The sequence below is a fragment of the Massilia sp. Root351 genome (genome assembly GCF_001425045.1).
Lineage (GTDB): Bacteria > Pseudomonadota > Gammaproteobacteria > Burkholderiales > Burkholderiaceae_D > Rugamonas.
The window spans coordinates 204,605-227,744 of sequence record NZ_LMDJ01000004.1 but is presented as its reverse complement, the minus strand read 5'-3'; the positions used below and the strand labels follow the sequence as shown (position 1 = coordinate 227,744).

The window sequence follows — 23,140 nt, the reverse complement described above, 5'->3', positions numbered from 1 at the left end:
ATGAATTGATCTGGCCCACAGTATTTCCCGGGGCCATGACCTTGTCAATTGTAAATTACTTAATACTGTGATTTACACCCGGCATGCCAAATGGGCTCAATGCTAGTACTCCACCGCCACTTCGCGCGCGCCCAGCACCTGCTCCAACGACAGCTTGAGCGCATCCGACGGCGCCACGCGCCACTCCTCGCCCAGCTGCACCACGCAGTCCACGCCCTGCGGCTTGACGCGCATGGCCACCGGCAGGCCGTTGGCGTCGCGGTGCGGCGCCAGCACTTCCTGCAGCTTGGCCGGCGCCACCGTGGTCGGCATGGTCCAGCCGAACTGCTGGCCGAACTGGCTGCGCGCGGCAATGATGTCGTACACCTTCTCGGCCGAGATGCGCAGGCCGCCCGAGAAGCGGTCTTCCGACACCTTGCCCACCACGGCCAGGAATTCGTCGTCCTTGAACATGCGCTTGTTCTCGTCGAACACCTCGCTGTACACGGTCACCTCCACCACGGCGGTCTTGTCGTCCAGCGTGACGATCCACAGCTTGCCGCGCTGCGTCATCTGCGGGCGCATGCCGGTGATCACGCCGCTCATCATGCGCGGCTCGCGCGACGGCTCCAGGTCGGACAGCTTGGTGCGCGAGAAGCGGCGCGCCTCCTGCGCGTAGGAGTCGTACATGTGGCCGGACAGGTAGAAGCCCAGCGCGATCTTTTCCTCGGCCAGCTTCTGGCGGTCGGTGAACGGCGCGGCCTTCACGTACTCGGGCGGCGCCACCAGGTCGGAATCGTCGCCGCCGAACAGCGACACCTGGTTGGCTGCCTTGGCCTCCTGGTCCGCGCACTCCATGGCGAAGGTGACGGAGGCCAGCAGCACGGCGCGGTCCACGCCCAGGCAGTCGAACGCGCCCGAACGGATCAGCGCTTCGATGGTGCGGCGGTTGATCTGCTTCTTGTCGACCCGCTTGCAGAAGTCGAACAGGCTGACGAACGGCCCGCCCGACTCGCGCGCGGCAATGATGGCTTCGATGGCGTTCTGGCCGGCGCCCTTCACGCCGCCCAGGCCGTAGCGGATCTGCGTGACTTTTTTGCCGGTGACCGAAGGCGCTTCGCCGTCCGGACGGAAGCGGTAGGCCGACTTGTTGATGTCCGGCGGCAGCACGGTCAGGCCGCAGATGTCGATCGAGTCCTCGACCAGGATCTTCACCTTCTCGGTGTCGTCCATGGCCAGCGACATGTTGGCTGCCATGAACGCGGCCGGGTGGTGCGCCTTCAGGTAGGCCGTGTGGTAGGACAGCAGCGCGTAGGCGGCGGCGTGCGACTTGTTGAAGCCGTAGCCCGCGAACTTTTCCATCAAGTCGAAGATCTCGTCGGCCTTCTCGGCGCTCAAGCCATCCTTGGCGGCGCCGGCGCGGAAGATCTCGCGGTGCTCGGCCATCTCTTCGGCTTTTTTCTTACCCATCGCGCGGCGCAGCATGTCGGCGCCGCCCAGCGAGTAGCCGCCGACGATCTGCGCCATCTGCATCACCTGCTCCTGGTACACCATGATGCCGTAGGTTTCGGACAAGATGGACTCGGTGCGCGGATCGGGATAGTCGAAGCGTTCGCCGTGTTTCCGTTTGCAGAAGTCGGGGATCAGGTCCATCGGGCCCGGACGGTACAGCGCCACCAGCGCGATGATGTCCTCGAAACGGTCGGGACGGGCGTCCTTCAGCATGCCCTGCATGCCGCGCGACTCAAGCTGGAATACGGCGACCGTCTTGGCCTTGGTCAGCAGCTCGTAGGACGGGCGGTCGTTCAGCGGCAGCTTGGCCAGGTCGAAGTCCGCCATGGCCGGATCGAGATCCTTGATGTAGTTCACCGCGCGGTCCAGGATGGTCAGCGTGGTCAAGCCCAAAAAGTCGAACTTCACCAGGCCCACGGCCTCCACGTCGTCCTTGTCGTACTGCGACACCACGCCGCCGTCGCCGCCCTGGGTGTACAGCGGGCAGAAGTCGGTCAGCTTGCCGGGGGCGATCAGCACGCCGCCGGCGTGCATGCCGATGTTGCGGGTGATGCCCTCCACCTGCTGCGCCAGGTCCAGCAACTGGCGCACCTCCTCCTCGTTCTGCTGGCGCTCCTTCAGCATCGGTTCTTCCTCGATCGCCTCGGCAATCGAGACCGGCTTGCCCGGCTTGAACGGGATCAGCTTGGACACGCCGTCGCAGAACATATAGCCGAAGTCCATCACGCGGCCCACGTCGCGGATAGCGCCCTTGGCCGCCATGGTACCGAAGGTGGCGATCTGCGACACCGCGTGGTGGCCGTACAAGTCCTTCACGTGCTGGATCACGCGGTCGCGGCCTTCCTGGCAGAAGTCAATATCGAAGTCGGGCATCGATACGCGTTCGGGGTTCAGGAAACGCTCGAACAGCAGGTTGTACTTCAGCGGGTCCAGGTCGGTAATCAGCAGTGCGTACGCCACCAGCGAGCCGGCGCCCGAACCCCGGCCCGGTCCCACCGGCACGCCGTTTTCCTTGGCCCACTGGATAAACTCGGCCACGATCAGGAAGTAGCCGGGGAACTTCATGTTGCAGATGGTGTCGGTCTCGAACTTCAGGCGCGCCTCGTAGCGCGGGCGCTCGGCCTCGCGCTTGACCGGGTCCGGATACAGGTGCTCCAGGCGCGCTTCCAGGCCTTTCTTCGATTCGGCCACCAGGAACTCGTCGATGGTCATGCCTGGCGGGGTCGGGAAGTTCGGCAGCTGCGGCTTGCCCAAGGTAAGCGTGACGTTGCAGCGCTTGGCGATTTCCACCGAATTTTGCAGCGCGGCAGGCAGGTCGGCGAACAGCGCGCCCATTTCGGCCTGCGTCAGGAAACGCATTTGCTCGTTGTAGCGCTTGACGCGCTTGGCGTTGGCGATCATTTCGCCGTCGGCGATACAGATGCGCGCCTCGTGCGCGATGAACTCGTCCGGCGACATGAACTGCACCGGGTGCGTAGCCACCACCGGCAGGCCCAGCTTGGCCGCCAGCGCCACCGAATGGCGCACCTGCGCCTCCTGGTTGGCCTGGCCGGCGCGCTGGATCTCGACGTAGAAGTGGCCGGGGAAGATGGCGGCCCACTTGCGCGCCTGGCGCTCGGCCAGCTCCAGGTTGCCGTTGTCGATGGCCGCGCCGATGTCGCCGTACTGCGCGCCGGACAGCGCGATCAGGCCGTTGTCGGTGCGTTCGTTGGGCAGCAGCTCGTAGGTCTTGCTGGCGCGCTCCGCCAGCCATTCGGTGCGGATCTCGGCGCGGCCCTTGTACTGGTTGGTGAGCCAGGCGGTCGACAGCAGTTCGCACAGCTGCAGGTAGCCCATGCGGTTTTTTGCCAGCAGCAGCAGGCGCGAGGGCTTTTCGCGGTTGTCGTCATTGGTGATCCACACTTCGCAGCCGATGACCGGCTTGATGCCCTTGCCGCGCGCGGACTTGTAGAACTTGACCATGCCGAACAGGTTGCCCAGGTCGGTGACCGCGAGCGCCGCCTGCTTGTCCTTGGCGGCGGTGGCGATCAGGTCATCGATGCGCACCAGGCCATCGACGATGGAGTACTCCGAGTGCACGCGCAGGTGCACAAAAGCCGGACCCTGCGGTTGAGGCGCAGCGGCTACGGCGCCGCCATCTTGTTCGATTACCATCATGTTCATGCTGCTGCTCGCCAGTGTTCCAATGAGGCGCTATTCTACCGCGCCCGGGCGGCCCGGCTGGCCCAGCGCTTCATATCGCGATAAAAATTCTCGTGCCGGCCAAGCGCCTCCAGATAGATCTGCTGTATGCCCTGATCCAGCGCATATCCCAGCAGGTAAAGTTGTCCACCGCCGTGGAATTTCAAGACGCGCTATCGGGCAAGATCGCCCTTCTTCAGGCCCAAAATTCGATCTGCCCGGCGATCGTGCGATGCTCGGCAGCGGCATCCTGCCTGGCCTGTCCGTAGAGATCCTGATTGATACGCATTGACAGTACAGCATCGTGCCGCATCGCCGAATCTGACCGGAATCAGGCAATACCTGACAGCAAGACCGGCGTTTTGGCGGCCAGCCAGCGTGAACAGCTTATAATAGCGGCTGTTCCGCATTTTCCTGAAAATCGCACCATGCAAGCTCACACCTCCAGCGCGCCCGCAGCAGCCGGCGCAGCAACGGCGACCCCGTATGTCAACATCGCTGCCTATAAATTCATCACGCTCGACAACCTGGAAGAGCTGCGCCCGCAGTACCAGGCCGAGTGCGCCCGGCTGAGCCTGAAAGGCACCATCCTGCTCACGCCGGAAGGCATCAATATGTTCCTGTCCGGCCTGCGCGCCGACATCGACCAGTATCTGGCCTGGGTGCGCAGCGACGCCCGCCTGGCGGACCTGGAAGTGAAGGAAAGCCTGTCGAGCGAGCAGTCGCACAAGCGCATGCTGGTGAAGATCAAGAAAGAGATCATCACCATGCGCATGCCGCTGATCAAGCCGGAGGAAGGCCGCGCGCCGTTCGTGGAGGCGCACACGCTGAAGCGCTGGCTGGACCAGGGCCACGACGACGCCGGCAAGCCGGTGGTGATGGTCGACACCCGCAACGACTTCGAAGTAGACGTGGGCACCTTCACCGACACGGTGGACTACCGCATCAAGAAATTCACCGAGTTCCCGGAAGTGATCGCCGCGCACAAGGCCGACTTCGACGGCAAGACCGTGGTCACCTTCTGCACCGGCGGCATCCGCTGCGAAAAGGCCGCCATCCACATGCAGAACATCGGCTACGACAATGTGTACCAGCTCGAAGGCGGCATCCTGAAGTACTTCGAGGAAGTGGGCGGCGCGCACTACACGGGCGACTGCTTCGTATTCGACTACCGCACCGCGCTCAATCCGCAGCTGGAAGCGGTGGAAACCACCCAGTGCTTCGCCTGCCGCGCCGTGGTCACGCCGCGCGAACAGCTGTCGGAGCAGTATGTGTACGGCGAATCCTGCCCGCATTGCTACGGCAAGGAACAGGCGGCCTGAGGCCAGCCTGAAGCAAAAGGAAACGGCCGCTGATGCGGCCGTTTTTGTGTGCGGTTAAGCGCTGTGGCGCGCTTAGCGGAAGTAACCCGCCACTTCCTTCACGTCGTCCACGCTCAGCGAACCGACCGCGCTGCGCAGGCGCATCGACGCCAGCAGGTAGCTGTAGCGGGCCTGCGCCAGGTCGCGCTGGCTGGTGTACATCTGCTGGCGCGCGTTCAGCAAGTCCAGGTTGATGCGCACGCCGCCCTTGATGCTTTGCTCGGTGGCCTGCACCAGCAGCTTGCTCGACTCGACCGCCTTGGACAGCGCCAGGATCTTGGCCGCGCCGCTCAGGGTCAAGGCATAGTCCTTGCCCAGGTCCACGTTGAGTTTGTCGACACGCGCCTGCAAGTCGCTCTTGGCCTTCTCGTAATTGGCCACGGCCTGGCGCGAAGCGGAATTGACCTGCCCGCCCTGGTACAAGGGAATGTTCACCTGCACGCCGATGCTGCGCACCGTCGAATCCTGGTTGTAGGTGTTGATGGTCTCGGCGTCGTTCTTGCTGTACGAGGCGACAAAGTCGACCCGGGGCGCGTGGCCCGAACGGGCCCGGTTGATCTCCTGCCGCGAGGCCTCGACCGAGTACTGCAAGGCCTGGATGTCGGGATTGTTGGCCAGCGCCAGCTTGCGCAGTTCGTCCAGGCGCTCCGGCGCCGGCATGATGCGGAAGTCCGGCGCCATCGGGTCCAGGCTGCTGGTGCCGTCGCCGATCAGCTTGGCGAGCGTTTCGCGCGCCGCATTGCGGCTGTCGATCGCTTCGATCAGGCGGGCCTCCGACACATCCAGGCGTGCCTGGGTTTCCAGCATGTCGGTGCGGGTGCCCTCGCCTTGCTTGAACAGGCGGTCGTTGACCTGGCGCTGCTCGGTGTACATATCGCGCTCGGCGGTGGCCAGCGCCACTTGCTCGTCGCCAAACAGCACGTCGAAGTAGGCGCCGGTCACGCGCAGGATCATCTCCTGGGTCTGCGCGTCGAAGCGCGCGGCCGCGAAGCTGGACTGCGCCACGGTCTGTTTGTAGCGCGCGATCGCCTCCAGATTGAGCACGCCCTGGCGCAGCGACACGCTTTCCACGCGGCTGGTGTATTTCGGATGCGTGAGCGAGGTGGTCGGCTGGCCCAGGATGTTGGTCGACTGGGTTAACGTATCCGCGCGGTTCTGGCTCAGGTTGAAGTTGGCGCCCACCTGCGGCAGCAGCCCAGCCCGGCCCTGGATGCGCGCTTCCTTGCCCGCTTCGCTGTCGAAGAAGGCGCCGCGATAGGTCGGATCGTTCTGCAGCGCGGCCTGGTAAGCCTGGATCAGGCCCAGCGCCGAGGCATTGCCGGCAAAGGCCAGCGCCGCAACGCAAACCGCCCGGGCCAGCAACTTCATACGTGGTTGAGTGTGAGCCAAAGCTTATTCCTCCGACATCGACGTTTTCGCGCGGTCAACAACCGGCTTGAACAGGTAGCTCATCATCGAACGCTCGCCGGTCTTCACGAACACTTCAACCGGCATACCGGCCTGGATGTCGAGCTTCTTGTCGGCGATCAGCTTCATGCCTTCGGCGGTCACTTTCACGCGCACCTTGTAGTACGGATTGCCGGTGCGGTCTTCCACCAGGCGGTCAGCCGAGATGGTGTCGACAACGCCGGGGATGTGCGGCGTGGTGTTGGCGTTGAAGGCCGAGAACATCAGCTCCACCGGCAAGCCTTTGTGTACGCGGTCCACCAGGTTCACCGGCAACTGGCCATCGACGATCAGCCCGTCGTTTACCGGCACGATATCCATCATCCGGAAACCGGGGGCGACCACGCCGCCTTCGGTAAACACGTTCATGCCCACCACCAGGCCGTCGACCGGCGCCTTGACGCTGACGTTGGCCAGGTCGAACTGCTGGCTGTTCAGGCGCGCGCCGAGCGCATCGCCTTCGCGCTGCACGTCGGACAGCTGGGAGCGCACTTCCTTTTGGAAATCCTGCTGGCGCATGGCGCGGCGCAGCGTCAACTCGGCCATCTGGCGCTGGGCGCGGGCGATATTGCCGATGTCTTCGGAAATGGCACCGTTGAGCTGGGCGTAAGTACGTTCCAAGTCCAGAACGCGCGAGCGCGCGACGTAACCGTCCTTGCCCAGTTCGCGCATATTGTCCAGCTGCTCCTTGAGGAACACCAGCTGCTGTTTCTTGCTCTCCTTCGACTCTTGCAAGCCGTCGCGCTGCGCCTTGGCGCCGGCGATCGATTCCTCGATGGCCGCCAGTTCGTTCTGCAGCGACAGCTGGCGCGAAGTAAACAGCTGGTTTTGCAGCGCCAGGTTTTCCAGCAGGCGCGGGTCGTTCTTGTACGCGTCCAGCTCCGGCGCCAGCGTCAGCTTGGACTTGCCGTCGCGCTCGGCGAGCAGGCGGGTCTCGGTGGCCTTCGAACTCAGATACTGCGCCAAGGTGATGTCGGCGACCGACTTGGTCTGGACTTCGTTCATCTTCACCAGCACCTGGCCGGCCTTGACGCGTTCGCCGTCATGCACGAGGATCTTCTCGATGGTGCCGCCGGCCTGGTGCTGCACCTGCTTGCGGCTCGATTCACGCGCCACGGTGCCCGTCATCGGCACGCCCTTGTCCAGCGGCGCCAGGAAGCCCCACACCAGGAAACCTACAAAGCCAACCAGCACGACGATCCAGCCCAGGCGCGCGTACGCGCGGGGATCGGTGTGGACCGTCAACGGCGACACGTCATGGGTAATGACATCGCTCGCCAAGTCTTTCTTCTCGATTAATTTCATGTCTTATTCCTGTACGGTAGTTGCAGTCTGCGGCCCTGCCGCTGCCGGGGCTGCCGCAGCAGCAGGGGCGGCCGGGGCGGCTGGCGCAGCCTGCGCGGGCTGGCCCGCCTTGGCAGCCTGCGCCGCCTGCAATTGCTTCTGCGCGTTCTGCTGCAGCGCTTGCAGCACCTGCTGGGTCGGGCCGAACATATCCACGACGCCGTCACGCAGGAAAAGCAGCTTGTTGGTGATGCCAATGATGTTGGTACGGTGCGTGATCAGCACTATGGTTTTGCCGCGCTGGCGCAAGTCGTTGACCGCATTGACCAGGGCGGCCTCGCCCACGTCATCCAGGTTGGAATTCGGTTCATCAAGCACCAGCAGCGAAGGATCGCCATACATGGCGCGGGCCAGGCCCAGGCGCTGTTTCTGGCCGCCGGACAGGCCGGCGCCGGCATCGCCCAGCGCGGTATCGTAGCCTTTCGGCAGGCGCAGGATCATGTCGTGCACGCCGGCGCGCTTGGCTGCCTGCACCACCTGTTCGGCATCCACCTCGCCGAAACGCGCAATGTTCTCGCTCACGGTGCCAGCGAACAGTTCAATATCCTGCGGCAAGTAGCCCAGGTGCGGGCCCAGTTCGGCTTTGTTCCACTGGAAGATGTCGGCGCCGTCAAGACGCACCTTGCCCAGCGCGGACGGCCAGATGCCGACCAGCAGGCGCGCCAGCGTGGACTTGCCCGAACCGCTCGGACCAACCACGCCCAGCACGTCGCCCGGCGCAATGCCGAACGTGACGTTCTTCAGCACCGGCGACTGGGTGCCCGGAGGACCGGCAGTCACGCCTTCCAGCGTGATGGCACCCTTCGGTGCAGGCAGTTCCATGCCGGCCGGACGGGCCGGATTCTGTTCCAGCAAGGTCAGCAGGCGGTTGTACGCGCTGCGGGTGCTGCTCCAGGTCTTCCAGACCGCGATCACCTGTTGCACCGGCGCCATGGCGCGGCCCACCAGGATGGACGCGGCGATCATCATACCGGCCGTGATTTTGCCTTCCAGCACCAGCAATGCGCCAAAGCCCAGCACCAGCGACTGCAGCGACACTTGCACGAACTTGGTGATGGAACCGACCACGCCGGCCTTCTCGCTTGCCTCGGCTTGCAGGTGCAGGAACTTGCCGTGCAGGCCGAACCAGCGGTTCAGCAGGTTCGGCAGCATGCCCATCGATTCGATGACTTCGGCGTTGCGCAGGTTGTTGGTGGCCAGGTTGGCCGAGGCAATCGCCATGCTGTTGGCGTCGCTCAGCGGCTGGCGCGACACGCGCTCGTTCATGTAGGCCAGGAAGATCAGCAGCAGCGTGCCGCCCAGCGCGAACCAGCCCAGCGCGGGCTCGAACAGGAAGATGACGATCAGGTAAACCGGGAACCATGGCGCGTCGAAGAAGGCGAACAGCGCGTTGCCGGTCAGGAACTGGCGGATGCTGGTCAGGTCGTTCAGCGCCTGGCCGGCGCTGCCGCCGGCCTTCTTCAGGTTCTGCTCGAACGCGGCGGTATACACGCGCTTGTTCAGGTTCATGTCGAACTTGGCGCCCACGCGGACCAGCACGAAGCTGCGGATCAGCTCGAGGCCGCACATCAGCAGATAGGCGCCCAGCATCATGATCGTGAGCATGAGCAGCGTGATCTCGTTGCGGCTGCCCAGCACGCGGTCGTAGACCTGCAGCATGTACAGCGAGGGAACCAGCATCAGCAAATTGGTGATGGCGCTAAAGCCGCCGACGGTGAGGAACGTTCTTTTGAAACCGGACAGTGCCTGCTCGATTTCGTTCAGCGGTTGGGTGTTTTTAATTTTCATTGGGTGGCTTGCATGCAGAGTAAGGACGCGGCCTACAACGGCAACCATTGCCTGTTCACAGGGCAACGATTGCATATTTTTTTACAACGGTCGGGACGAACGCCGGGAGCTAAGCTTCCAGCGGAAGACACATTATCGCTCAAATCCATCAAAATATGTGATCCTCATCACAAATTTTTACGTCTGGATACACAAACCGGCGATGCCAGGGAGGAAGGAGCAAATAATGGGAAGGCGACGCCTGCTTGGCAGGCGCCGCGAGCACGCGTATCAGTGAATGATGCCGCAGATGAGATAGAAAGGGAGGACTTTAGAAGAGAACTTGGCGTACGATTCACGCAACTGGGCCAGCGTGGCCTCGTCACCCTCTACCACTTTTCCCTCATGAATCAAGTGGCGGTTCAGCGTTTTCAAGATCTTCAGCAAATGCGCAGCCGGATCTTCAGCTTTTGACAGGTAGGCATGCAACATATACTGGTCCGTAGCGCTGACACCGACTGCGGTGCCCAGGCTGGCGGCGGCAAGCACGGACAGCTCCTCGCCAGCCACGGCGCGATTCAGGGCCGCCACATTGAATGCCATGCAACTTTGCAGCGCGCCTTCCACCGGCGCCTGCATCAGCTGCAGATAGTTCAGCGACGTGAGGATGGTTGCCGCCTGCAGACAAGCCTGGAACGGCAGGTCGCATTGCTCAGAGAGTTCTTTCAGCGTCTTCGGCCCCGCCATCAATGCGTCCAGAATCGGGTCGTAGATCTTGGCGGCCAGCGTTACCTCGCCCACAGGCAAGTTGACCGTGCGCTTGCATTCGTCACGGCTGCGCGACAGGCAAAGCTTGATGGCACCTGCAACCTTGGCGAATTCCGCCGTAGCCATACGACGCGCACCGCGGATAAACAAGTCGCGGCGGAACTGCTGGTTCATGCCAAAGTCGCGCAGCAATTCCTTCAGCACAGGGTCGGCTTCGGCCTCGACAAGCTTGGCCACGCTGGGCGTCAGGCTCGCTTCGTTCAGGTTTTCAATCGCAGTAGCCGAGGCGGCGTAAGTCAGCTTGGCAGCGGACAGGTCCTTGACGACGTCGCTGTGATAGAAAAGGTCCCAGTCAGCATTCATATACTCGTGCGCCAGGTAATTCACGTCCTGGGTTTGCAGGCTGTCGGCCAGCGCCACCGCTGCCGGGTTGGCGGCGTAGTAGCGCACACCGGCTTCCTTCATGCTGTGCACGAAGCTGCGCGCGGCGGCCACCCGCTCCAGCACCGGCCCTCCGCGGCGAGCTGCGTACTCGGTCATCAGCCGGCGCAGCGGCGCCTTGCTGCTCCAACCTGGCAGACAATTGTAGGAAATATAGACCACGCCACCCGGCTTCAGGAACTTGCGAATCAGATTGACAATGTGAGCACGGTTTTCCGCGTTGACCCAGGAGTAGATACCGTGCAGAACAATGTAGTCCATGGCCGGCAAATCGCGATGCAGGGCCTGCTCGAAACTGTCTTCGTAAAAATGCACATTGGCAAGTTTGGCGTCCCGCGCCACGCGCTGGGCGTTCTGGATATGCACGGGATTGAAGTCGAAGGCGTGGAAACTGCTCTGCGGATTGGCCGCAGCCAGGGCATTGGCTGACAGGCCGTTGCCACAGCCTATCTCCAGCCAGTTGTACGCCTGCGTCGCAACTGGTGCGGCATAGCCGCGCAGCAGCGCGGCAAAGTTCATGCTGGCAGGCGCCAGTTCACGATAAAAACCGGACGTATATTCGATGTCCGTAACGTATCCACCCGTCCAATCCTGCATAGTCTCTCCATCGTTTGAATAAGGAGCCGGAAGCGTCATGCCCGGCGGCGGACCAGTATAACGACTGGTGCGCCGTTTGTCTCGCGGGCGCGCACGGCAAAAAAAAACCGCCCCCGAAGGGGCGGTTTTTGTCGCTATCCGCGCAGACTGCCGCGGATATCCGTCTACATTAAACGATGTAGATGGTGTTAGCAGCCAGAGCAGCGTTGCTTACAGCGGTTACGCCAACGGTGCCGATCAGCTCAACTACGGTGTCGGTTGCGCCATCTTGGAACACGATGGTGCTGTCTGCCGACGTGATAGCGCCGTCACCGTTGTAATCGTAGGCGAATGCCACGGTTGCGCCGGTGTTGTTCAGCTGCTGAGCCAGGAAGGCCAGAGCTTGCGACAGGGTGATGTAGCCAAACGCGTCAGCTGGGTTGGTGTCGGTAGCCGTGGAAACGATCGCCGAGGTCTCAACGCCTGCGGTACCGGTCACGTCGGTGATGCCGAAGGTGACGATACCGTTGGTTGCCGAGGTGGCAGCGCTGATCAGCTGGCCGCTACCGGTCGAGGTAACAACGTTAGCTTGCAGGTTAGCGGTGGTACCAACAACGGTCGAGGACAGGTCCAGACGGTCGCCGGTAGCAACGGTAGCCGAGAAGCCAACAACCTGGTCGAAGCCCGAAGCCAGCGATTCGCCGTCGGCGATGACGATGGTGTCGGTAGCCGCGCCAGCGGTGTCTGCCAGCGTGTAACGGTCAGCGCCGGTGCCGCCGGTCAGGGTGCTTGCGCCGCCCACTTCGATCAGCGCGTCGTTGCCTGCGCCACCGTTCAGGGTGTAAGCAGCAGCGGTGTCCAGACCCATCAGCACGTCGTTGCCTGCGCCACCGTTCATGGTGGTTGCAGCTACGCCAGCAGCGGTGTCGATGAACAGGTCGGCGTTGGCGGTAGCCGTGCCGGTCAGTGCGGAATCAACCACAGCCAAACGACCGTCCAGAACTGCGGTAGCAGCCTGCAGGGTGCCGCCATTGTAGTTCAGGGTCAGGTCGGAACCGGTGCCAACTGCAACGGTCAGGTTCACGTCATCAGCGGTCGCGCCGTTACCGGTCACGTCGATCTGCAGGTTTGCAATCGTGCCTGCCAGCGAGAAGCTGTTGTTGGCCTTGGATGCATCGTTACCGGAAGTGATGTTGATCGCTGCGGTTTCGTAGTGACCAGCACCGAAGGACACGGTGTTGTTGCCGTCGCCAGCGGTCACGGTTTCGTCGCCTACACCGCCGTCAACCACGTTGTCGCCGCGGTTAGCGTTGATGATGTCGTTACCTGCGCCACCGATGATGGTATCCGACTGAGCGGTACCGGTCAGAACGTCGTTTGCGGTACCGGAGGTGATGGTTACGCCCTTGCCAGCCGAACCCAGAGCGCTGAAGGTGTTGATGCCGTTGCCCAGTTTCACTTGAGCGTTGTCGCCCAGGATGATGACGTTGGCGGTCAGGTTGCCCTTAACAGCGGTGGTGTCGAAGGTGGTCATGGTGTTGGCCAGACCCGAACCCGACACGGTGCCCAGTGCCAGGTTGCCGTTAGCGGTTGCCACGAACGATTGCAGGTTTTTGCCGTACACGTTGTTGATCGTGGTGGTGGTTGCCGAAGCGGTTGCACCAGCAGCGATTGCCAGTTCATTGCCCACGGTAACAGCCATGTTCTTCACGCCGTGCACGGTCAGCTGACCCAGGGTGTACGACGAAGCGCCGATACCAGCGTCCAGGCTGCTGTTGATGGCCACAGCCAGTGCGTCGCCGGTGTTGTTTTCCAGCGTTACACCGTTGAAGATCTGAGCCTGCGAGCCGGTTGGGGCTGCTGGTGGAACTGGATCAATACTTTCGTTGTCGCCGAAGAAGTTCAGGGTCGACAGGGCAGTATTTTTCAGGGTGATCACGTCGGTCGCGTCAACGCCTACCAGGCCAAACGGCTCAGCAGTCACTGGGGACAGGTCGGCGTCGCCGCTAACTGCTTTGTCCGACAGGATAGCCAGTTCGGTAACGGTGGTGGCTTTGGACATGTCGATAGCAACGTTTTCGGTTGCAACGATATGCAGCTTCTCGATACCGGTCAGGCTTGGGGTGCCGGTCACGTCTTTGCTGAATGCAGCGCGCACGGTGTCGATGCCGCCAGCGTCGGTGATGGTGTCGGAACCGTTGAAGCTGTCCAGGGTTGCGAAGGTCAGGATGTCGCTACCAACGCCCAGGTTGATGGTCTGGTCGGCGGTGCCAACGGTCAGACGCAGGTTGCTCAGCTGGGTAGCTGCGTCAACGGTCTTGGCTACCAGGGTGCTGGCAACGGTGTAGTCCAGGCCAGCGGTGCCGCCGGTCAGTTTGAACGTACCGGTGTGGTCAGCAGCGCGGGTCAGGGTCAGAACGTTGGTTTCGGTGTCGTTGTCGTTGACGGTGACGTTTTCTACCTTGGTTGCAGCCAGTTGAGCAGCGGTGGCGGTTGCGGTACCAGCCAGCACGTCAGCGCGCAGTTGGCTCTGTGCGTTCAGAACGTAGTTGTACTTGGTGCCGGTGTTCAGGTCGTTCTGTACGGTCAGCACGACGGTGTCGGATGCAGCGCTGGCGTCGGCCAGGTTGACGTCAACTACATCGTTCAGAGCGGCAGCGCCGATACCGTGACGCAGAACGATGTTGCCGTTCTCAGCCAGGGTCTTGGTGGTGTTGTGCAGCGAGAAGGTCTGTGGTGCACCGCCCACTTCGTTGCGCATCAGAGCCGAGGTCAGGTTTGCGTCGAAGGCGCTAATGTAGGCCGACGAGGTCGCGCCGCGCAGTTCCAGGGCTTCAACGTTGGTGATCTTGGCGTTCTTGGTCACGCTAGCGGAGAAGGTACGCAGGGTGTCGTGACCTGCGCCGCCGTCGATGACGTCGGACAGAACCACGCCAGCCACGGTGGTGCTGGTAACAGCGCTGGTGGTCCACAGGGTGTCGTCGCCGGCGCCCAGTTTAACTTCCGAGTGGAAGACCTTGCCCGAATTGCCTGGGTCGTTATGGCCGCCAACAGCGGTGCTGATGTTGATGTTGGTGTTGCCTGCGTAAGCGGTAGCGTCGATGGTACGCACGCCGATGCCGTCGCCGATGGTGATGCCGCCAGCGTTCACTTTAGTGAACTCGCCGCCAGCGCCAGTGGTATTGTTGATCAGGTTCAGGGAACCAGCACCGGTGATGACAACGGTTTCCGCGTCAACAACGTTCAGATCTTTGATCGTGTTGGTGCCTTGCGACAGCAGGTTGATGGTTTCGAAACCTTCGGTGCTGAGATTGTTACCGATGTGCAGTTTAGCCAGAGCAACGTTTTCAACGGTCACATTGCCGGTGTCGCCGCCAGCGGCGGTACCAGCGGCGTTTTTAGCAGCCAGAACGCCGTCAACGTAGTCGAAGTTCACGGTGCCGTCAACAGCTGCGCTGTTCTTGACGGACAGGTTAGCGGCTGGCTGGCCGATGTTCTTGATGTTGACGGTGTCGGCTGCTTCCAGGGTCAGCTTGTTGATAGCCAGGGTTTTCAGGCTGTCAGCGAAACGAACGTCCAGGGTGTTGGTGTCGCCGGTAATGTCCAGGTTGATGGTCTGGATGTTTTTCAGCGTAGCGGTGATCGACTTGGCGCCGTTGTCGTTTGCGTTGCCCAGGGTCGCGTTCAGGATGTTGTTCGCGGTGGCGCTTACGTCTTTACCGGTCAGCACGTCTTCGCTCTGCAGCGAGTTGATGCGGTCGTCGCCGCTTGGGGTGTATACCAGGCCGGCGTTGAAGATGTTGGCGGTCAGGGTGTCGGTGCCGTTGGTCAGAGCGACCGACGAGCCGGTGCCGTTGGCGATGGCAGCCAGGGTGGCTTCCACGGTAGCCTGGTAGTCAGCTGGTACGGTGTCGCCGTTTACATTGTGCAGCAGTTCGCGTGCTTGTGCAGCAGCGACGGCGCCTTTGTAGCCGTTTACTTCAGCAGCGGTGTCGATAGCTGCGGTGAAGTTCTTAGCAACTTCGATCTTGTTGTTGACGATTGCAGCGTCAGCAGCGTTGCCGCCTTCTTTAACTGCAGCAGCCATGATCTGGGTCGCGGCTTCAGCGCGGGTCATGTCTTTGCGTGCCAGCGCGGTTACCCAGAAGGTCAGGCCGCCGATCAGTGGATCGCGGTTCAGAACGTTCTGGTAGATAGCGGTGATGAACGCTGCATCGTCAGCACCTGCGTACAGGGCTTGCGATTCTGGGCTCGAACCGAAGTTGTCGATGATGGACTTAACGGTACCGTTAGTCTTGTATGCATCTTTCAGGCCGGCGATGGTCGTAGGAGCATTCGACGCGGCCAGATTGGCGATCATGTTGTTCAGACCGAACAGGTCGGCCGGACGACCGAAGTAAGCTACGTAAATTTGTTGTGCTACTTGGACGTATTCTGCTGCTGCAGCCATGATATTTCCTTTAGTTAAGATATTTCAAACTAGAATTTCCGCACCCCGTGCCAGGGCTGGAGTAGCCATGGCACAAGCCTATTTGCAGAACATCGCCATAATGCCACAGGGAGAAAGCCATGTTGTGACGGCCATCACATCTGAAGCCCACTTGTCGCATTTTTTTTACAAATATTGAAAAATTTCTCACAACTCATCGAGTTTTATGCGTGTGCTGCCCGATTTAAAGGCAGTGCTGCACAAAAAATAAGCAGCAATCAATCGCTGTGCAAATCGGCTATTCCGCCGCAGCCGAATGGGTAAACCGGCGCAATACTCCGGACAATAAAAAAGCCTCCTTGAGTTAATGGAGGCTTTTAAATACGGCCCCCTGCCGGGGACCGCCGATTCATTCTCAACGCTAGCGTTTCCAGCTGACGCCACCCTCTGCAGTCATCCCCACGCCGATACTCTTGAATATATAGGCCGCCTCGTCCTGCTTGGCGCCGCCGACATAACCGCGCACCGTGGTGGGCGACAAGAGGCTATTACTCAGTTCACCCTTCTGGGTTATATCGCCGAAAGCGGTGATATTGGTCTTCAGCTTATCGCCGCTCAATGCGAGGCTGGTGGTGAACGCGCTTTGCGCGAAATCGAGGTGCAGCGAACCACTGTCGACCTTGGCTTTTTCGGTCAGCGCGCCGGCGGTCAGGAAGGCTTCGCCGCCCTGCAGCACGAACGATGCCGTGCCTTCGCGCGGCATCACGTATTCCTGGTTCGCCAGGCGCTTGATGACGTAGGAGCCGATGGCCGAGCTGCCGGCGTACTTCTTGTCATTCAACTCCGCCTTGACGGCCGGGTCCGGGGCCAGGCCGGCCAGCGCCTGATAGCGGCCCCAGGCAATGGTGGGCACGCGCGGCTGATCGACCGGCGTGGTCGGCGCGACGCCGCCGTTATCCACCACCGTGTTGCCCTCGTCCTGTTTCACTGGCGGCGGCAGCACGTTTTCCGTGGAAGGCGGGCGCAGCAGCGGATTGGTGGCCTTCTTGGCATCCAGGTTCAGCTCCACAACCGCCGGCAGCGGCGCGGCCACTTTGCCGACCGGCTCGTCGCCGCGCGGCGGCGCGTTCTGGTCGGGCGACAGCGCCGGGCTGCGCAGCAGTTGCGGCACGTTTTCACCACGGCGCACCTGCAGCAGCGCGCCGGCCTGGCCGGCGAACAGCTCGCGGCTGGCGTCGCCCTCGCAAGGGCCGCCGCCTTCCGGACCGCAGGCGCCGGCAAAGCCGCTCATCACCACGCCGCCGGAAACCACCGCTACGCGCGAAGTTTCCTGGTCGGTATAGACGATGAAGTCGGTGCCGCGCACGCCGATGGCTGCCACCGGGGTATTAAAACGGAAATTCTGGCGTGCCTTTTTCACGGCATCGCCGGAAATGCTGCGCGCCACGCCATTGAGCAATTCGAGTTTGACCCGGGTGTTGCCGGGGTTGTTCGCGTCCACCTTGTAGGCCGCGATGCGGGCCTTGCTGTTGGGGCGCAGGATCAGGAAGCCGCTGTCGATGGTTTTGACATAGACATAACCGTCGGCGCCGGTACTGAGTTCGTCGCCCTCCTGCACTGCGGCGTCGAGCGCGGCAGCACGTCCGGCAAGCTGGGCCGAACCGGTGACAAACACGACCTTGCCTGCCTCGGCGGCAAACGCCGACGGCGCGGCGGCCAGCAGGCCACAGCTCAGTCCCAACATGATGAAAGATGCACGCAACATAATTATTCTCCTCGACACTGACATTCTCGCCGTTCCGTACGGAATGTATGTGATGCTGGTCACATGCTAGCAAATAAGCGGCCGTGCAGCCCCATACTGCAACAGATTGTTACGTCCTTTCGGTGTTTATTGCTTGCTAACCAATATTTCAAGGGCCGGCGGCCGGGAGAATTTACATCTAACTTTACGTCTAACAATAGTCGGCGCTGCCGCCAGGCGCTATACTAGATGGTTATTAAATTCCCATGTGCGCCCATGCCATTCGACCGGGCGGCGGCATCCATTCTATTTTGCGCATTCCCATTTCCTCCGCACCGCTGCAGCGCACCGTGATTGCCGTCGCGGCACTGCTGCTGACTGTCTGGTCGCAATGGGGGCCGGCCACCGGCAGCATCCGCTTTGCCGACGAGTGGCTGCGCGACCGTTATATCGCCCTGCGCCCCGCCGAGGCCAAGGATCACCGCATCCTGGTGGTCGATATCGGCGAGAGCAGCCTGGTGCGCCATCCCTGGCCATGGAAACGCGACCTGTTGGCAACGGTGGTGGAAAAACTGCTGGCGCAAGGCGCGCGCGGCGTGGCGCTCGATATCCTGCAGGAAAAGCCAGCCGACGCGGGCGGCGACGCGCGCCTTGCCGTGCTGGCGGCACATGCGCCGCTGGTGGTGCCGCAGCTGTTCGACTTCACGCTGCAGCCGGCGCCGCTGCGGGTGGGGCGGCTGGCCGGCGGCGTTGCCGGGCCGCAGGGCGGCGCGGTGCCGGCACATGGCTACATTGCAAACCACGAGGGACTGGCAGGTGCGACCCATGTTGGCAATATCGGCATCCGCCCGGACGCGGACGGCACCTTGCGCCGCGTGCCCATGTATACCTGGTTCGAAGGCCGGCGCTACCCCACGCTGGCGCGCGCCCTGCTCGACTGCTGCAGCGGCCGCCCGGCGCCGGACGGCCTGCCCGAAGGCATGTTGCGGGTGCCCTTCCACAGCGACTGGAGCGCCTTCACCGGCGCCGAAGCGGCCGATGTACTGGAAGATAAACTGAGCGACGCCGACGTGGCCGGCAAGCTGGTGCTGGTGGGTTCGTCCGCGCTGAGCATCGGCGACCGTATTTCCACCCCGCTGGGTTCATCCACCGCCGGCCTGATGGTGCACGCCGCCGTGCTGGACGGCCTGCTGGACATGCAGGCCGGCACCGCGCCGGCGCCATGGCCGGGACGCGCCCTGGCGCTGCTGTTCTGCCTGGGCGTAACCCTGCTGGTCAGCTACACCCTGCCGCGCCTGTCGGCCGCCGGCAATATGCTGCTGCTGGCAGGCAGCTCGCTGGCCTGGCTGGCGCTGGCGTTTCCCGTCAGCCTGCATGACCCGGCCTTCTCCACCGCCGGCCCGCTGCTGTCGATCGCGCTGCTGATGGTGGTGGCCGTGCCGTTCCAGTGGCAGCTGGCGCAGCGCAAGTCGCGCCAATTGCTGAGCACGCTGCGCCAGTACGTCGCCGGCGAGGTGGTGGATGAGCTGCTGCGCAGCGAGAACCTGGACCCGCTGACGCCGAAACAGGTGGAAGTGACCACGCTGATCGCCGACATGGAAGGCTATACCACGCAGGTCGAATCGCTGCCGGTGGAGCAGGCGGCCTGGCTGACGACCACCTTCCTCGATTGCCTGACCCGGCCGGTGCTGGAGCAGCGCGGCACGCTGGACAAATACACGGGCGACGGCCTGGTGGCCTTCTGGGGCGCGCCGCTGCCCAACCCGGAACACGCCGACCTGGCCCTGGACGCGGCGCTGCGCATCGTGGGCGAGGTGCGGCAGATGAGCGCGCGCCTGGAGCGCAATGGCCAGAAACCGCTGCGGGTGCGCATCGGCATAGAAAGCGGCACCGCCATGGCGGGCGACTACGGCACCGCCTTCCGCAGCATTTACACTGCCGTGGGCGACAGCGTGAACACCGCTTCGCGGCTGGAACAGGCCGCGCGCGACTTCCCCCACGATATCATTGTGGGCGAGGGAACGGTCGCCCGCGCCAGGCGCCACAGCTTTACCTTACTTGGAGAGCAATTGTTACGCGGTAAAGAAAAACCCGTCAAATTGTACACAGTGCAGGTGCCCGCATGACCGTGCGCGATTGCACCTTGCGCACCCTGCCGGGCGCGCTGGCCGGCGCACTGGCGATGCTGACCCTGGCGCTGGCGGGGCCGGCCTGCGCCGCCGAGCCGCTGGGCAGCCCGGTGCCGGCGGCCGCCTCCGCTGCGGCCGCTGCGCAGGCGCCCGAGGCCACGGCGCCGAACGACGACCTGTACCTGCGCGCGCTGCGCGCGATCGCCGAGAACCGCACCGAAGAAGCGGCCGAATTGCTGACGCGCTTCCTGCAAAGCGAACCGGAGCACGCCGGGGCCTGGCTGGACCTGGCAATCAGCCAGTGCGAACTGGGCCGGGCCGCCGACGCCGAGCGCCTGTTCGACGAGATCACCACCCGTTTCGCGCCGCCGCCCGGCATCATGGACATGATTTCGCAGCACCGCGCGCAGGGCTGCGCCGCGCCCGGCTTCCGCACCCAATACGCGCTGTCGGCGTCCCTGGGCTATGACAACAACGTCAACCAGGGCGCCAGCAGCCGCTTCTTCGGCACCGGCAGCGACGGCAGGCCGGCCGAACTGGACAAGGACTTCCTGCCCAAGGCGGACCGCTACACCCAGCTGAACGGGGAAATCAGCCGCCCGATCGGCCACCGCTCCACGGTCGGCTTCGGCCAGGTGCGCCTGCGCCGGCACGCCAGCGTGCGCGACCAGGACACCAGTTCGGTGCTGGTGGGCGTGGACCAGTCTTGGCAATTATCAAACTGGCAAGGCCGCGCCACGGCGGCGGTCGGCTGGCTCGAGCTGGGCGGACGCTACTACCAGCGCCAGAGCCAGCTGCAGCTGCGCACCTATCCGCCGGTGCCGCTGCCGTCCTGGCTGGACTGGTCGACCAACGTGGGCCTGGTGCGCACCACCTACCCTACCCGGGTCGCCAACGACGGCACCACCGCCGAGCTGGGCACCATGCTCAGTACGCGCGGCATGCGCTGGCAGGGGGTGATCACGGCCGGCATCAACCACGACCATGGCGAAGAAGGCCGGCTCGGCGGTGACCGCAAAGGCTGGTATACTAGCGGCTTGCTGTACGGGCCACTGGGGAGCCGCCTGAAAGGGCAGTTCAGCCTGAGCCGCCAGCATTGGCGCGGCGACGAGGCGTATGCGCCCAATGTCATCGACGACATCCGGCACCAGGATACGACGCAGCTGAGCGCGACGGTCACGCTGCCGCTGCAAGGCCGCCACAGCCTGCAGCTGGAATGGCGCGGCATACGCAACCGCGAGAACATTTCGCTGTTCCAGTACAACAGCCGCTCGATCCAGCTGAACTGGCGCTGGGACCACTTCTGACCGTGCCGGCGGGCCGCCGCGCGGCGGCCACTCACATTACACTGGATACTGAATAAGCCATGGCTTGGGAATTGATTTTTTTTGCGGTGGCTCTGGCCGGCGTCTCGATCGGCTGCCTGCTGCCGGCAGGCTGGCTGCCGGTGCTGCCCAACGATAAACTGCTGCATTTCGGCGCCTTTCTGCTGCTCACGCTGCTGGCGGCGCGGATTGCCGTCAACTGGACCGAGATGGCGTATTGGATGGCCGGACTGCTGGTGGGCGGCTGGCTGATTGAAGTCTTGCAAAATCTGGTGCCCGGCCGCAAATTCAGCTGGCTGGACCTCGCCGCCAACGCCGCCGGCATTGCCGCGGCGGCGGCGTGCGCGCCGTTTCTGCTGGGCCAATAACTGAATGGAATGTGCGGGATGACAAGCAAACCTGGCGCCGCCCCCGGCGCAACCACCCTTGCGATCGCCAATGCGCCTGCCGCCGAAGGCAGCGTGCCCACGCCGCGCGTGGTGGGCAAGCTCAATATCCAGGTCCACCTGCGCAACATTCCGCTGCTGGCCAACCTGACCGACGAGGAAATGGACCGGGTCAAGGCCGACATGCGGGTGCGCCAGTACGCCAAGCGCGACGTGGTGCTGCAAAAAGGCGCCAGCGGCGACAGCCTGCTGTTCCTGCTGACCGGCCAGCTGCAGGTGATCGACATCACCGAGGACGGCCGCGCGATCGGCCTGCGCATGCTGGCGCCGGGCGACTTCTTCGGTGAAATCGCCGTCATCAACGGCTCCATGCGCTCGGCCTCGGTGGTGGCGCTGTCGCCGGTACTGGTCGCATTGCTTCCACGCAATACAGCGCTGCACCTGTTCTCGCACTCGCCCACGGTGGCCAACCACATGCTGCGCTTCCTGGCGGCCAAGGTGCAGCGCGACTCGGAATTCCGCGCCCTGCTCAGCATCCACAACACCGCCAAGCGCATTTACACCTTCCTCGACCTGCTCAAGCAGAAGAGCCCGGAGGATGAACTGGAAGTGGTGGAAAACCTGCCCACCCACCAGGACATCGCCAACATGATCAACACCAGCCGCGAAACGGTGACGCGCACGCTGCTCACGCTGACGCAGCAGGGCATTATCAAGAAGGGAACGCACCGCCTGATCATTGTCGATCCCGAGGCGCTGCGCAAGCTGGTGCAGGGCTAGGCTGGCAGTCAGGCCGGCAAGGTCAGGCTGGCAGCAGCTGGTGCCGGTCCAGGTAAGCGATGACCTCGGCCGCGCAGGCTTCGGCGCTGGCGGCCAGGGTGTCGAGCCGCAGCTCGGGGGATTCCGGCTGCTCGTAGGGCGAGTCCAGGCCGGTAAACAGGCGGATCTGTCCGGCGCGCGCCTTCTTGTACAGCCCCTTGGGGTCGCGCCGCTCGCATTCCTGCAGCGGGGTGTCGATGAACACTTCAATGAACTCGCCCGGCGCCATCAGCTTGCGCACCAGCGCGCGCTCGGCGCGGAACGGCGAAATAAAGGCGCTCAGCACGATCAGGCCGGCATCGGTCATCAGGCGGCCCACCTCGCCCACCCGGCGGATATTCTCGGCACGGTCGGCCGCGCTGAAGCCCAGGTCGCTGCACAGGCCGTGGCGCACGTTGTCGCCGTCCAGCAGATAGGTATGGCAGCCGCGTTCGGCCAGGCCGCGCTCGACCAGGCCGGCGATGGTGGTCTTGCCCGAGCCGCTCAGGCCGGTGAACCACAGCATGCAGGGACGCTGCCCCATGCGCTCGGCGCGCCCGGCGCGGTCGATCGCGTAGTTCTGCCAGACGACGTTGGTGCTCATGGCTATCGTGGCCTCAGGCGGGCGGTTGGTCGGTCACCAGGCAGACGTCGCCGTTCCAGCTCAGGAATCCGGAAGCGGAAATGTGCCATTTGAAGACGCCCGGGCCGATCTGGTCTTCGGTGGTCACCACCGGACTGGTAAAGCGCACCTCGGAAGCAAATTGCTGCCCCAGCTGCAGTACGCCGTCCTGCACGCCCTGCACGGTGAGCACCCGCCACGGCAGCGGATTGTCGTTGTCGTTGCGGGTGTTGAAGCGGACCAGTACCTGTGCTTTAACCATCGGTTTCCTAGGGCCGTGCGGGCCGTGAAGTGGGGCGTGAAGTGGGCACGTATGATACCAGCGGCCGCAG

At 63.2% G+C, this 23,140-nt stretch carries 15 protein-coding genes and 1 pseudogene; 5 read left to right on the top strand and 11 right to left on the bottom strand.

The genetic code is table 11. From position 1 onward, the window contains the following. Positions 1-102 precede the first annotated feature (102 nt). From dnaE to ASD15_RS31605, 3 genes are read right to left on the bottom strand one after another with little or no spacing between them, the layout of a single operon-like run. Positions 103-3,648, bottom strand: a complete 3,546-nt coding sequence (gene dnaE / locus ASD15_RS09145; protein ID WP_057154570.1) for a DNA polymerase III subunit alpha — start codon at positions 3,646-3,648, stop codon at positions 103-105. A gap of 41 nt (positions 3,649-3,689) precedes the next feature. Further along, positions 3,690-3,839, bottom strand: a complete 150-nt coding sequence (locus tag ASD15_RS09140; RefSeq protein WP_229418123.1) for a type II toxin-antitoxin system RelE/ParE family toxin — start codon at positions 3,837-3,839, stop codon at positions 3,690-3,692. A gap of 29 nt (positions 3,840-3,868) precedes the next feature. Further along, positions 3,869-3,961 carry a ParD-like family protein gene (locus ASD15_RS31605; protein WP_229418122.1) on the bottom strand — a complete coding sequence of 31 codons (93 nt, stop codon included), beginning with the start codon at positions 3,959-3,961 and terminating at the stop codon, positions 3,869-3,871. A gap of 139 nt (positions 3,962-4,100) precedes the next feature. On the opposite strand from ASD15_RS31605, the gene ASD15_RS09135 reads away from it, so the two are divergent. Continuing rightward, positions 4,101-4,994: a sulfurtransferase gene (locus ASD15_RS09135; protein ID WP_057154534.1), complete on the top strand. Its 894-nt coding sequence runs from the start codon at positions 4,101-4,103 to the stop codon at positions 4,992-4,994. A 72-nt stretch (positions 4,995-5,066) separates the two neighbouring features. Here ASD15_RS09135 and ASD15_RS09130 read toward each other — a convergent pair whose 3' ends face one another. The 6 genes from ASD15_RS09130 to ASD15_RS09105 form a co-directional block, all read right to left on the bottom strand. Beyond that, a complete protein-coding gene (locus ASD15_RS09130; RefSeq protein WP_057154533.1) occupies positions 5,067-6,401 on the bottom strand; it encodes a TolC family outer membrane protein in 1,335 nt (444 codons plus the stop codon). 24 nt (positions 6,402-6,425) lie between these two features. Beyond that, positions 6,426-7,784 carry an HlyD family type I secretion periplasmic adaptor subunit gene (locus ASD15_RS09125; protein WP_057154532.1) on the bottom strand — a complete coding sequence of 453 codons (1,359 nt, stop codon included), beginning with the start codon at positions 7,782-7,784 and terminating at the stop codon, positions 6,426-6,428. A gap of 3 nt (positions 7,785-7,787) precedes the next feature. Then, on the bottom strand, positions 7,788-9,611 hold the full coding sequence (locus ASD15_RS09120; protein ID WP_057154531.1) for a type I secretion system permease/ATPase: 1,824 nt from the start codon (positions 9,609-9,611) through the stop codon (positions 7,788-7,790). 270 nt (positions 9,612-9,881) lie between these two features. Continuing rightward, on the bottom strand, positions 9,882-11,396 hold the full coding sequence (locus ASD15_RS09115; protein WP_057154530.1) for a class I SAM-dependent methyltransferase: 1,515 nt from the start codon (positions 11,394-11,396) through the stop codon (positions 9,882-9,884). 169 nt (positions 11,397-11,565) lie between these two features. Next, on the bottom strand, positions 11,566-15,825 hold the full coding sequence (locus ASD15_RS09110) for an S-layer family protein (RefSeq protein WP_057154529.1): 4,260 nt from the start codon (positions 15,823-15,825) through the stop codon (positions 11,566-11,568). A gap of 400 nt (positions 15,826-16,225) precedes the next feature. Continuing rightward, on the bottom strand, positions 16,226-17,569 hold the full coding sequence (locus ASD15_RS09105) for a FecR domain-containing protein (RefSeq protein ID WP_057154528.1): 1,344 nt from the start codon (positions 17,567-17,569) through the stop codon (positions 16,226-16,228). Positions 17,570-17,898: 329 nt separating this feature from the next. On the opposite strand from ASD15_RS09105, the gene ASD15_RS09100 reads away from it, so the two are divergent. The 4 genes from ASD15_RS09100 to ASD15_RS09085 are packed head-to-tail and all read left to right on the top strand — an operon-like array spanning position 17,899 to position 22,168. Beyond that, complete coding sequence (locus tag ASD15_RS09100; RefSeq protein ID WP_229418121.1) at positions 17,899-19,674, top strand: CHASE2 domain-containing protein; 1,776 nt, start codon at positions 17,899-17,901, stop codon at positions 19,672-19,674. Continuing rightward, positions 19,671-20,984 carry a tetratricopeptide repeat protein gene (locus ASD15_RS09095; RefSeq protein WP_057154527.1) on the top strand — a complete coding sequence of 438 codons (1,314 nt, stop codon included), beginning with the start codon at positions 19,671-19,673 and terminating at the stop codon, positions 20,982-20,984. Before ASD15_RS09100 ends, ASD15_RS09095 begins: the two co-directional genes overlap by 4 nt. Before the next feature lie 59 nt (positions 20,985-21,043). Next, on the top strand, positions 21,044-21,370 hold the full coding sequence (locus tag ASD15_RS09090; protein WP_057154526.1) for a VanZ family protein: 327 nt from the start codon (positions 21,044-21,046) through the stop codon (positions 21,368-21,370). A gap of 18 nt (positions 21,371-21,388) precedes the next feature. Continuing rightward, positions 21,389-22,168, top strand: a complete 780-nt coding sequence (locus ASD15_RS09085; protein WP_057154525.1) for a Crp/Fnr family transcriptional regulator — start codon at positions 21,389-21,391, stop codon at positions 22,166-22,168. A gap of 22 nt (positions 22,169-22,190) precedes the next feature. Here the strand turns inward: ASD15_RS09085 and cysC are convergent. Further along, positions 22,191-22,781, bottom strand: a pseudogene (cysC, locus tag ASD15_RS09080) (adenylyl-sulfate kinase); the annotation flags it as partial. A 22-nt stretch (positions 22,782-22,803) separates the two neighbouring features. Then, positions 22,804-23,070 (bottom strand): hypothetical protein, encoded by a 267-nt coding sequence (locus ASD15_RS09075; RefSeq protein ID WP_057154523.1) that lies wholly within the window; start codon positions 23,068-23,070, stop codon positions 22,804-22,806. Positions 23,071-23,140: the final 70 nt, after the last annotated feature.